This window comes from Pseudomonas sp. CFBP 8771 (assembly GCF_014841695.1).
In the GTDB taxonomy this organism is placed as follows: domain Bacteria; phylum Pseudomonadota; class Gammaproteobacteria; order Pseudomonadales; family Pseudomonadaceae; genus Aquipseudomonas; species Aquipseudomonas baltica.
The window spans coordinates 38,966-51,155 of the sequence record NZ_JACYUJ010000001.1; the positions used below are offsets into that span (position 1 = coordinate 38,966).

Below are 12,190 nucleotides of genomic sequence, written 5' to 3' on the forward strand. Positions count from 1 at the left end.
TTTTTCGCGGCCGATGACCGCTCTTACGGGTTATCCGTAGGAGCGGCCATCGGCCGCGAAGCGCTCAGCGCCCATCTCTGACCCGATCACCGCCCACAAAAAAACCCGTCATTCGACGGGTTTTTTCGTTCAGCTCATTTCAGCGTGGCATCAAGCCTGAACCACCGGAATGTTCGCGTTGGCCGCAGCATCGCGGAACTCGGCGATCTGGTCGATGCTGGCCGCGTACTCCATGTACTCCTCGACGGTCGGCAGCTTGCCCAGGATGGAGGCAACGGCAGCCAGCTCGGCGGACGCCAGGTACACGTTGGCACCATCGCCCAGGCGGTTCGGGAAGTTACGGGTCGAAGTCGACACCACGGTGGAGTTGGGCGCCGTTGATAAGAAATTTAATGCACATCAAAATCAAGCAAGATAGCTTGTCGAAGGTACTGATAAGACGAAAGCCGAAATTTCTGTTTGTAGGCGGGAAAAGATTTCGTCTATGTGGACCATGCGAGTTAAAGAGATATCATTGTCGGGAATTATTAGGCCCTATAGGTCAGGTGTCTGATATTGCAGAAAAAATAAAAAATACGTTATCCTGTGAGATATATTCCACTCCGCATAAGGCGTACTTTGTATGGAAGCAATAACCCTTGATAAGCTCAATAGTAGCTCTTTCGAAAAGCTGTGTAGAACTATTGCTCTTGCGAAGTTTGGAGTTGCTGGAAATGTTTTCCCTGCAGGCGCGGATGCAGGGCGAGATTTTTCTTATAGCGGTCCAATAGCTGGCTATGAAAATCTGGGTTGGGATGGTTACTTAGTTTTGCAGGCTAAGTTTAAGAGCTCTCTTAATTCCGGCAAGCCCAATGTAGAGTGGATTTTAAATCAGCTGATAAAAGAATTCTCGAAGTTCGAAGATGGGAATGGTTACTTGGTTCCAGAGTATTACATAGTTGCAACCAATGTAAGTCTTTCTGGTGCTGACTCTTATTCTACTTCTCTTAGGCAAGGTGGTTTGGCCAAAGTCGAGGAAAAGCTCAAGGCTTTATGTGAAGCTCATGGTGTGAAGGGTTTTGATATATGGGGTGCGGATAAGATCATAGACTTGCTCGGTATGTACCCAGCGATTAGATCGTCTTACAGTACGTGGCTTATGCCGGGTGATGTGCTTGAGGCTATTGCAAAGAAAATTTTCAACAAAGATGAGGATTTTTCTAGAGCATTGAAAATTGCATTAATTCACAGTTTGCGCCGCGATAAAAATGTCAGGCTCAAGGACGCAGGAAGTGTGAGCGATGATCAGATTAGATCGAGTCAAGTATTTGTTGACCTGCCTGCGTCACTTTCAAATAGTAGGCTAGCAAGCTCGTTTCCATTTGTCGCGCAGGTGGTTGAGCTTGCTAAGACAGTTTTCAAGCCGAGCTTGAACTTAGGTGGTGACCGAAAAATAGACAATAAAGTAGTCCTGCTTGGTGGGCCTGGTCAAGGAAAATCCACTGCTTCACTTTACTTGGTTCAGCTTTTCAGGTCGAATCTTCTGGCTAGCGATTCTTCCCAAATGATCGACGGAGCTTTGCAAGATTTGATTGGCGAAACTTTGCAGCGGAGTTGTGAAGAAAATATTCCCGCATGTTTACCTAGTCGATATCCGTTTCACATCTCTCTACCAGCTTATGCTGATTTGGTGAGTGAGTCGAAGAAAGTAGGAAGCCGAAAGATATCTTTGATGCGATATGCAGTGGATGAGCTCGGCAGTATCACAGATACTGATTTTGACGTACCTATGTTCAGGAGATGGTTAGAAGGATTTCCTTGTCTATTTGTTTTTGATGGTTTAGATGAAGTTCCGCCAAGTGGTGAAAGAAAAGAAATAATAGCTGCTATCAATGACTTTGTCGGTGAGTTAGTAGCGCTTGATTCCGATTACTTTGTGATGGTAACAAGTCGACCACAAGGTTATAATTCTGATTTAGACGGAGTTCATTGGACGCACTGGAATTTAGATGATCTAAGTTCTGATAAAGCTATAGCTTATGCACGACTGCTTGCCAAGTCATGCTACAGGGATGACCCCGATAGACAGAAAAAAATCACGGCCCATTTAGAGGTATCTATAGAAAACCCAATCACGCGCCGTCTTATGCTGAGTCCGCTGCAGGTTACAATATTGCACATGATTGTTGATACTGGTGGAGGGGTTCCTAGTTCGAGATGGAATATATTTAATGATTATTTTGAAATATTGAAGCGCCGTGAGAAAGCCAAAAGTGGCGCTGCTCAGAAGATTCTGGACAAAAACATTCATCTCATCGGTCCTATACATCAGAGGGCTGGACTTGTTTTGCATGTCGAGTCTGAACGAGCAGGCCAAGCTACATCGCATCTCGACAATGATAAGTTTGCAGAACTAATAAGAGGTTATCTAAAGACAGAGGAGTACGAGTTCCGGGACTCTTTGACAAGAGAGTCTGAATTGTCCGAGCTGGCTTTGAATCGTTTGGTTTTGCTTTCCGCCCGAGAGGAAGGTCGAATTAGTTTTGATGTGAGATCATTGCAAGAGTATATGGCGGCATCAGCGCTTACTGCCGCATCCCCAGAAGTAATTGAATTCAGATTGCATCATTTAGCTGGAAGATCCCACTGGCAACATGTTTTTACGATTGCAGCAAGTCGGTGCTTTTCCGAAGATAACCTTCACTATCTCAGATCAGTAATTACAAATATTCCTCGACAACTCGATGTAAACGAAGCGCACAAAGTTGTAGGTAGAGGGGCCCGGCTTTCATTCGAACTATTTTGTGACGGCATAGCGGCTGATCAGCCGAAGCATCGCCGACAGCTTGCTAGTCATGCCATGGAGCTTCTTTTTTATGGAAGCTATCATTTGCGGCTGCCGTTAAGTATGTTAAGTGAAGAGCATACGGAAAATCTGATTATGGAAGAGCTAAAGCAGCGTTATCTGGTTGCCTCTTCACCTGAAGTTAAAGCTGCTGCTTGGAATTTGCTAGTGCAGCTAGCCATGTGCGGTGTGCGACCTGCTGTTTACTATTTAGGCCGACATTGGCCAAGTAATTCTCAGGATGTTTTTGAAATCATAAGGTTTGGGGTTTTGCCAGTTGGTCTGTCTTCTGGATTAGGCTCCATAGTCGAAGTCGTTTGCTCTCGTCCTCTAACTGAATTAGCAAAATCTGCTTCAAGTCTTATAGATTTATGCATTAGAGGTACGGGCTACTTATCTGAGGGTGACAACGGTTTAGAGGTAAGTAGTATCAGAAATATTTTTTCAGTATTTAATTCAAAAAATAAAGGCTTCAGCGTTTGGTGTTGGTTCGCCAATTAGTATGTCAATAAATCCAATTGATGGGCTCGGACTTATTAGAAAACCTTCACAGCTCCATGGGGTACATGAAGAATGGAATTTGATATTCGCAGCAAGTGAGTTCTCCAGGGGTCCAAGTCTAGATGCTATAATGGGCTGTATTGATATCTTTCTAAAAATAGATATTGTGAAGCGGGATGAGCTACTAAGCTATCTGCCATGGCCATTAATGTATGTGTTAAGTGATGCTAAAGAGTCTGCAGCTGAACTCATAGATGCGCTGTTGGGCGGTAGGTACGGCTATAGTGGTCAGTGGCTGGATGCTGAGGGTAGGGCGTTGCGCCTAGGTTTTAGCGATGCTGACTTCCTTTACTCTGATAAGTTTGAAGGACCAAACCCAAATATCGCCACAATTGGATGTCTTCCTTATGTAGAGGCCATATTTGAAGGTCGAAACATTTCGAATATAGTCCCCTCTTATATATCAGTGCTGATGAAAGTTTTTTCAGAATGTCAAAGTAAAAATCTAAAGTTGACCCTTGCTGACTGGATCTGTTGGCTAGCTGAATATACCGATAAGGAATTCTGGAAAGATTATTATGAGCTCGGCGTAATAAATGAGATTCTCTCCCGCTATAATGATGTCGATATGTCAATAGCGGTCTTTAATTTAGTAGATATGGCGGGTTGGTCAGAGCAATCTATACTTTATTCTAAAGTTTCTGAGAATTTATATTTTAGGTCTCCCGGGTTTGGGCATTTTTACGGTGACTTAAATGAAATCCCATTACTTAAAATTTGTGCGTATCTCGAGCAAGACTCCAAATTTATGGGTTTTGCAAATCTGCTCTGCTGTTACGCACTGCTGAATCCCGCCTTAAAAATACCTTTTCCGGTCGCCGCTATTAAAGCATTAATTTCGAATGAGCATAAATTAATAAAATTTTCCGCTCATGTTATTCTTTTGCTTGTTGAGGAAATCAATGCTATTCAGTTTGTTTCTATTTTACCTATAGTGTTTGAGTCGGGGAAAAATTTAAAGTCTATATTAAATTGTCTGAATTTGATGTTGGAAAGCTCTTTGTTCAGTAATGATCAGAAGATTCTGATATGCGTGCATGCAGTGAGGGCTCTTGATGAAGCTGGCTCAAATTCCAAACAATTATTTCAGGAGCGATTATCTCGGATCTTGGATTCAGATTTGAGTGGGCTTGCTACTTATGAGGTTTGGGATAGACTTGGTTTGCCGGCTGATGCGTTTATCCGCAATGGTTAGATCTTGGACTTTTGTCTCAGTGGGACTTTGGCAGTATCATAGTCGCCATGCTCGACTATATCGGTTCAGCCATTTTAGCCGATCGCAAAATGCATGTGGCTGATTCTGATCCGATGGACCTGGCATTGAGAGTGTGTAATACAGGTCAAGCAACGGTGGCCTTTTCACGGCCGATGACCGCTCCTACAGATAATCTGTAGGAGCGGTCATCGGCCGCGAACGCTCACCAATCCCGCGACGATCACTACCCACAAAAAAACCCGTCATTCGACGGGTTTTTTCGTTCAGCTCATTTCAGCGTGGCATCAAGCCTGAACCACCGGAATGTTCGCGTTGGCCGCAGCATCGCGGAACTCGGCGATCTGGTCGAAGCTCAGGTAGCGGTACACATCGGCAGCCATGCTGTCGATGCTGGCCGCGTAGCCCATGTACTCTTCGACCGTCGGCAGCTTGCCCAGAATGGACGCGACAGCGGCCAGCTCGGCGGAGGCCAGGTACACGTTGGCACCATCGCCCAGGCGGTTCGGGAAGTTACGGGTCGAGGTGGACACCACGGTGGAGTTGGGTTCCACGCGTGCCTGGTTACCCATGCACAGCGAGCAGCCCGGCATCTCCATGCGTGCGCCAGCCTTGCCGTAGATGCCGTAGTAGCCTTCTTCGGTCAGCTGATGGGCATCCATCTTGGTCGGCGGCGACAGCCACAGGCGCGTCGGCAGTTGGCCCTTGACCTTGTCGAGCAACTTGCCGGCAGCGCGGAAGTGGCCGATGTTGGTCATGCACGAACCGATGAACACTTCGTCGATCTTCTCGCCCTGAACGGTGGACAGCAGACGTGCATCGTCCGGATCGTTCGGTGCACACAGGACCGGCTCTTTCAAGTCGCTCAGGTCGATCTCGATGATCTCGGCGTATTCGGCGTCGGCATCGGCACTCAGCAGTTCCGGGTTGGCCAGCCACGCTTCCATGGCCTGGGCACGACGTTCCATGGTCCGCGCATCGCCGTAGCCTTCGCTGATCATCCAGCGCAGCAGGGTGATGTTGGACTTCAGGTATTCGGCAATGGCCTTTTCCGGCAGCTTGATGGTGCAACCGGCGGCAGAACGCTCGGCCGAAGCGTCGGACAGTTCGAACGCCTGTTCCACGGTCAGCTCGTTCAAGCCTTCGATTTCCAGGATGCGGCCCGAGAAGGCGTTGATCTTGCCTTTCTTCTCGACGGTCAGCAGGCCTTTCTGAATGGCGTAGTACGGAATCGCGTGGACCAGATCGCGCAGGGTGATGCCTGGCTGCATGGTGCCCTTGAAGCGCACCAGCACCGACTCGGGCATGTCCAGCGGCATGACGCCGGTAGCGGCCGCGAAGGCCACCAGGCCGGAACCGGCCGGGAACGAGATGCCGATCGGGAAGCGGGTGTGCGAGTCACCACCGGTGCCGACGGTGTCCGGCAGCAGCATGCGGTTCAACCAGCTGTGGATGATGCCGTCGCCTGGACGCAGGGATACGCCACCACGGGTGCGGATGAAATCCGGCAGGGTGTGATGGGTGGTCACGTCGATCGGCTTCGGATAGGCCGCGGTGTGGCAGAAGGACTGCATGACCAGGTCGGCGGAGAAGCCCAGGCATGCCAGGTCTTTCAGCTCGTCGCGGGTCATCGGGCCAGTGGTGTCCTGGGAACCGACGGTAGTCATCTTCGGTTCGCAGTAGGTGCCGGGACGCACGCCCTGGTTCTCGGGCAGGCCGCAGGCCTTGCCGACCATCTTCTGCGCCAGGGTAAAGCCCTTGCCGGTGTCGACCGGGGCTTCGGGCAGCTTGAACAGATCGGTTGGGCCCAGGCCGAGTTCGGTACGCGCCTTGTCGGTCAGGCCGCGGCCGACGATCAGCGGGATACGGCCGCCTGCGCGGACTTCGTCGAGCAGTACCGGGGTCTTGAGCTCGAACGTGGTGATCACTTCCTCGCTGTCGTGCTTGCAGACCTTGCCCTGGTGCGGGTACAGGTCGATCACGTCACCCATGTTGATGTTCGACACGTCGAACTCGATCGGCAGGGCGCCGGCGTCTTCCATGGTGTTGTAGAAGATCGGGGCGATCTTGGTGCCGAAGCAGAAACCACCAGCGCGCTTGTTCGGCACGTACGGGATGTCGGTACCGAAGAACCACAGCACCGAGTTGGTCGCCGACTTGCGCGACGAACCGGTACCGACCACGTCACCCACGTAGGCAACCGGGTAACCGTCGGCGTACATCTGGGCAATCTGCTTCATCGGGCCGATCGAGCCCTGCACGTCGGGCACGATGCCTTCGCGGGCCATCTTCAGCATGGCCAGGGCGTGCAACGGGATGTCCGGGCGCGACCAGGCGTCGGGCGCAGGCGAAAGGTCGTCGGTGTTGGTTTCGCCGGTGACCTTGAAGACGCGCAGGCTGATCTTGTCGGCCAGGGTCGGACGCTTCTTGAACCATTCGCCGTCGGCCCAGGATTGCAGTACGCCTTGAGCGTGGGCATTGCCGTTCTTGGCTTTTTCCGCAACGTCGTGGAAGGCATCGAACATCAGCAGGGTGAACTTGAGCTGTTCGGCAGCCACCGGCGCCAGGGTGGCGTCGTCGAGCAGTTCGACCATGGTGGCGATGTTGTAGCCACCCTGCATGGTGCCGAGCAGTTCAACGGCACGCTTGCTGTCGATCAGCGGCGAAGTGACTTCGCCCTTGGCCAGGGCAGAAAGAAAACCGGCCTTGACGTAGGCGGCTTCGTCGACGCCCGGTGGCACGCGGTTGGTGATCAGGTCGACCAGGAAAGACTCTTCGCCGGCGGGAGGGTTTTTCAGCAGCTCGACCAGGCCTGCGGTTTGTTCGGCGTTAAGCGGCTGGGGCACGATACCCTGGGCGGCACGCTCTTCGATGTGTTTGCGATAGGCTTCAAGCACAGTTATTACCCTCATCAGTGGTCCCGGAAGGGACGCTCATCCAGAGAACGCCTGCATCCATGCGCACGGTCTTTTCGGCCGTTCAGTCAGGAGGGCAGGTGTTCCATGCAGAAGCTGTTTTCAAAGTTTTACGCCGGTAGAAGGGAAATCTGATGAGGGCTGGCACCGGACGAGCGGTGCCAACACCCTTCTACTGGATCAACTGTGCTCGTGACGCTTTGAAAACAGCTTCCAATGGACATTGGCGCCTAAAAAGGCTGCATGATTCTACTTTATTTCGCGCAGGAAGTTAAGTTAAGCCCCACGATTTCTGGGGTGACCCCTGTTAGACAAAGGACTAACATGCGCCCGGTGTTCCACCGTCCAGCGTGCCGATCCACCATGTCCAACCATTCCATCAAGACGCCCTGCGTGGGCCTGTGCTCCACCGTCTACGGTGACCTGGTATGCCGGGGCTGCAAGCGCTATCACCATGAAGTCATCCATTGGAACGGCTATGACGAAGCCCAGAAACGCGCAGTGTGGATCCGTCTGGAGCAGTTGCTGGTGCAGGTGATGGTGGCCAAGGTGGAAGTGTTCGACCCGTCGAAACTGCGCCAACAACTGGAACAACGCAAGATCCGTTTCGTCGAGCGCCAGTCGGAGTACTGCTGGGCCTACCAGTTGATCGCCCGCGGCGCCCGCGTGATCAACAACCTGGAGGCTTACGGTCTGGTGCTGCTGCCCGAGTTCCGCGACTGGGATCTGCCGCAGCTGCGCGATGCCATCGATCGGGAGTTCTTCATTCTGTCCGAGGCGCATTACCAACGTTATATCGCGCCGGCGTTCGTGCGCGAGCTGACCGAACAGCGCATTATCTGAAGTCGACCCTGCGCTGAGGCCTTCGCGGGCAGAGACCCGCTCCCACAAGGGCCACAACAGTCTCTGTGGGAGCGGGTCTCTGCCCGCGAAGAGGCCCGCCCTGACACACTCACAACCCCGGACACCCCCATGCTCATAGTCGCCGACGAAAACATCCCGCTGCTCGACGCATTCTTCGAAGGTTTCGGTGAAATCCGCCGCTACCCGGGCCGAGCGATCGACCGGACGGCTGTCGCCGATGCCGATGTCCTGCTGGTGCGCTCGGTAACCCAGGTCGATCGCACCCTGCTCGAAGGCAGCAATGTACGCTTCGTTGGCACCTGCACCATCGGCACCGACCACCTCGACCTCGATTACTTCGCCGCAGCCGGTATCCACTGGGCCAGCGCCCCGGGATGCAATGCCCGAGGCGTGGTCGACTACGTGCTCGGCAGCCTGCTCACCCTGAGCGAAATCGAAGGGCTGGCGTTGCCCCAACGCTGCTACGGCATCGTCGGCGGCGGCCAAGTGGGCGGGCGGCTGGTACAGGTACTGCGCGGCCTGGGCTGGGATGTGCGGGTGTGCGACCCATTGCGTGCGGCAAGTGAGGGCGGCGACTTCGTCAGCCTGGAACACATCGTCGAGCACTGCGACGTGATCAGCCTGCACACGCCCCTGACCCGCGACGGCGACCACCCAACCTGGCACCTGTTCGACAGCCCGCGCCTGCGCGCGCTCAAGCCAGGTACCTGGCTGATCAATGCCGCCCGCGGCCCGGTGATCGACAACGCTGCATTGCTTGAAGTGCTGCTCGAACGCGAAGACCTGCAGGCGGTGCTCGACGTCTGGGAGCACGAACCCGCAGTCGACCGTGCGCTGGCCGACTGCTGCGTGATCGGCACTCCGCACATCGCCGGCTACAGCCTCGACGGTCGCCGTCGTGGCACGGCGCAGATCCATCAGGCGTTGTGCGGCTTTCTCGGTCGCAGCGTCGATGTCCACCTGGACGACCTGCTGCCCAGGCCCTGGCTCGGCGAGGTCAGCCTGAGTGCCGACAGCGACCCGGCCTGGGCGTTGGCCATGCTCTGTCGTGGTGTCTACGACCCGCGCCGCGACGATGCCGATTTGCGTCGCAGCCTGGCCGTCGACAGCCCGCATGACCTTCCTCATGAAGCCGACGCTGCCCGGCAGCGGCTGGCCTTCGACCAATTGCGCAAGCACTACCCGCCGCGTCGCGAAATCGAAGGGCTGCGCGTGCGCATCGACGGTCCTGCACCGGAGCTCGAACGCATCGTCGTAGCTCTGGGGGCGTTGCTGGTCCGGACCGACACCTGAGACTGGGTGCCAGAACGTCGAAACCCGGCATCAGGGCCGGGTCTCGTGGGCAGCAGGGCGGTTGGGTCGATCAGTCTTTGCCGACCGGCTTCACCACGTGTTCTTCCAGTTCGCGGCAGGCGTCCTGCACCATGTTTTCGGTGATGGGTACTTCACGCCCCTGTTCATCGATGATCGCGCCCCCAACGGGCTCCTGGGGTTTCACACGTAGCACGTCGATGCGTTTAGGCGTGTCGTCATGCGAGCTCATGGCCTGTCTCCTCTTCAGATGTGTGCGCCGTCTGTTTCGGGCTGCTTCCTAGCTGACTTTGTCCGTTTGCTGGAGTTCCACTGTAGTCGATCGGGCGTCTGGGTGTAGGCTTGCAGATCATCTGAAAACGGATCACCTCCCTTGCAGCTATTGTCTTCGGGTCAGCGTCGCGGTTTGCGCCTGGCCTGGCGCTTCATGCGCCCCTATCGCTGGCAGGCCATCGGCGCGCTGCTGGCACTGCTGGTAACCGCCGGCATCACCCTGTCCATGGGCCAAGGCATTCGCATGCTGGTCGACCAGGGCTTCATGACCCAGTCGGCACACCTGCTCAATCGTTCCATCGCCGTGTTCATGGTGCTGGTACTGGCCCTGGCCACGGGAACGTTCGCGCGCTTCTATCTGGTGTCCTGGATCGGCGAGCGCTGCGTCGCCGACATCCGCAAGCAGGTGTTCGACCATTTGGTCCACTTGCATCCGGCGTTCTACGAAAACAACCGCAGTTCGGAAATCCAGTCAAGGCTGACTACCGACACGGCGTTGCTGCAATCGGTCATCGGCTCGTCGCTGTCGATGTTCCTGCGCAACCTGCTGATGGTGGTCGGCGGGGTGGTGCTGTTGTTCGTCACCAACCCCAAGCTCACCAGTATCGTGGTAGTCGCCCTGCCGCTGGTACTGGCGCCGATCCTGATGTTCGGGCGTCAGGTGCGGCGTCTGTCGCGGCAGAGCCAGGACCGCATCGCCAATGTCGGCAGCTACGTAGCCGAAACCCTGACCCAGATCAAGACCGTGCAGGCCTACAACCACCAGGCCGAAGACCAGAAACGCTTCGCCGTCACCGTGGAGCAGGCGTTCGACACGGCCCGGCAACGCATCGTCCAGCGTGCATGGCTGATTGCACTGGTGATCGTGCTGGTGCTGGGTGCCGTCGCAGTGATGCTCTGGGTCGGTGGCATGGACGTGATCGGCGGGCGCATTTCCGCAGGCGAACTGGCCTCGTTCGTGTTCTACAGCCTGATCGTGGGCAGTGCCTTCGGCACCTTGAGCGAAGTGGTCGGTGAGCTGCAGCGCGCCGCCGGTGCCGCGCAGCGCATTGCCGAGCTGCTGCAGGCGCGCAGCGATATCCAGCCGCCCAGCGTCGGTCTGCAGCAACTGCCGCCGCGGGTCACGGGGGCGCTGGCGCTCGACGAGGTGATATTTGCCTACCCTGCGCGCGAGGCGGCACCCGCCATTCGCGGCCTGAGCCTGCAGGTCAGGCCGGGCGAGACCCTGGCCCTGGTCGGGCCCTCGGGCGCAGGCAAGTCGACGCTGTTCGATCTGCTGCTGCGTTTCTACGACCCGCAGCAGGGCCGCATTCTCATCGATGGGATCGACCTGCGCCAGTTGGATCCGCAGGACGTGCGTCGGCAGTTCGCCACGGTGTCGCAGACCCCGGCGCTGTTCTTCGGCAGCGTCGAGGATAATATCCGCTATGGGCGGGCCGACGCCACGACCGAGCAGGTCGAGGACGCCGCGCGCATCGCCCATGCCCACGACTTCATCATGCAACTGCCGCAGGGCTACCAGACGCCGCTCGGCGATGCTGGCCTGGGGCTTTCGGGAGGCCAGCGTCAACGCCTGGCGATTGCCCGCGCCTTGCTGGTCGATGCCCCGATCCTGCTCCTGGACGAGGCCACCAGCGCTCTGGACGCGCAAAGCGAACACCTCATCCAGCAGGCCATGCCGACGCTGATGCAGGGTCGCACCACACTGGTCATCGCCCACCGCCTGGCCACGGTACAGAACGCCGACCGTATTGCAGTGATGGATGAGGGGTGTCTGGTGGCGCTGGGAACCCACGCCGAGCTGGTGGCCAGCAATGCGCTCTACGCGCGCCTGGCCCACTTGCAGTTCGGTCGCTAGCGCAAGCGGCCCCCAAGGCTGGGGGCCGCGATCATCAACGGTATTGGCAGAGGTAGGCGGTTTCCACTTCCACGGTCAGTTGGAATTTGCTGTTGGCAGGCACGTTGAACTGGCTGCCGGCAGTGAAGGTTGTCCATTCGCTGGCATCGGGCAGCTTGACCGTGAGGGCGCCGGAAACCACGTGCATGATTTCGCTCTGGGCTGTACCGAATTCATACTCGCCCGGTGCCATGACGCCGATGGTGGCAGGGCCGTCCGTTTCGGAGAAAGCAATGGACTTCACGGTGCCGTCGAAGTACTCGTTGACCTTGAACATGAGGCGGTTCCTTGCGGAGGATTGGAAAGGGCTGGCCAGTATGCCCAAGCCCTGG

The 12,190-nt window shown here is 55.6% G+C and carries 8 protein-coding genes and 1 pseudogene; 5 read left to right on the forward strand and 4 right to left on the reverse strand.

Features of this window, described 5'->3' with window-relative positions; genetic code table 11:
- Positions 1-150: 150 nt before the first annotated feature.
- Positions 151-399 (reverse strand): annotated as a pseudogene (locus IFT80_RS00170) (bifunctional aconitate hydratase 2/2-methylisocitrate dehydratase); the annotation flags it as partial.
- A gap of 223 nt (positions 400-622) precedes the next feature.
- On the opposite strand from IFT80_RS00170, the gene IFT80_RS00175 reads away from it, so the two are divergent.
- Positions 623-3,325 carry an NACHT domain-containing protein gene (locus tag IFT80_RS00175; protein ID WP_192136498.1) on the forward strand — a complete coding sequence of 901 codons (2,703 nt, stop codon included), beginning with the start codon at positions 623-625 and terminating at the stop codon, positions 3,323-3,325.
- Between the two features lie 130 nt (positions 3,326-3,455).
- Positions 3,456-4,580 (forward strand): hypothetical protein, encoded by a 1,125-nt coding sequence (locus IFT80_RS00180; protein WP_192136499.1) that lies wholly within the window; start codon positions 3,456-3,458, stop codon positions 4,578-4,580.
- A gap of 305 nt (positions 4,581-4,885) precedes the next feature.
- On the opposite strand, the gene acnB is transcribed toward IFT80_RS00180, so the two are convergent.
- Positions 4,886-7,495, reverse strand: coding sequence for a bifunctional aconitate hydratase 2/2-methylisocitrate dehydratase (gene acnB / locus IFT80_RS00185; protein ID WP_163007619.1), 2,610 nt, complete (start codon positions 7,493-7,495; stop codon positions 4,886-4,888).
- A gap of 381 nt (positions 7,496-7,876) precedes the next feature.
- Between acnB and IFT80_RS00190 the strand changes: the two genes are divergently transcribed.
- Together IFT80_RS00190 and pdxB are read left to right on the forward strand one after the other, a co-directional pair.
- On the forward strand, positions 7,877-8,356 hold the full coding sequence (locus tag IFT80_RS00190; RefSeq protein WP_122479098.1) for a DUF1289 domain-containing protein: 480 nt from the start codon (positions 7,877-7,879) through the stop codon (positions 8,354-8,356).
- A gap of 129 nt (positions 8,357-8,485) precedes the next feature.
- The gene (pdxB, locus tag IFT80_RS00195) at positions 8,486-9,670 is read left to right on the forward strand and encodes a 4-phosphoerythronate dehydrogenase PdxB (RefSeq protein WP_192136500.1); all 1,185 of its coding nucleotides are present in this window, start codon (positions 8,486-8,488) and stop codon (positions 9,668-9,670) included.
- 70 nt (positions 9,671-9,740) lie between these two features.
- Here pdxB and IFT80_RS00200 read toward each other — a convergent pair whose 3' ends face one another.
- Positions 9,741-9,920, reverse strand: a complete 180-nt coding sequence (locus tag IFT80_RS00200; protein WP_192054001.1) for a PA1571 family protein — start codon at positions 9,918-9,920, stop codon at positions 9,741-9,743.
- A gap of 195 nt (positions 9,921-10,115) precedes the next feature.
- On the opposite strand from IFT80_RS00200, the gene IFT80_RS00205 reads away from it, so the two are divergent.
- The gene (locus tag IFT80_RS00205; RefSeq protein ID WP_192136849.1) at positions 10,116-11,819 is read left to right on the forward strand and encodes an ABC transporter transmembrane domain-containing protein; all 1,704 of its coding nucleotides are present in this window, start codon (positions 10,116-10,118) and stop codon (positions 11,817-11,819) included.
- A gap of 34 nt (positions 11,820-11,853) precedes the next feature.
- Here the strand turns inward: IFT80_RS00205 and ppnP are convergent, their stop codons facing one another.
- A complete protein-coding gene (gene ppnP / locus IFT80_RS00210; RefSeq protein WP_185793816.1) occupies positions 11,854-12,135 on the reverse strand; it encodes a pyrimidine/purine nucleoside phosphorylase in 282 nt (93 codons plus the stop codon).
- Positions 12,136-12,190 lie beyond the last annotated feature (55 nt).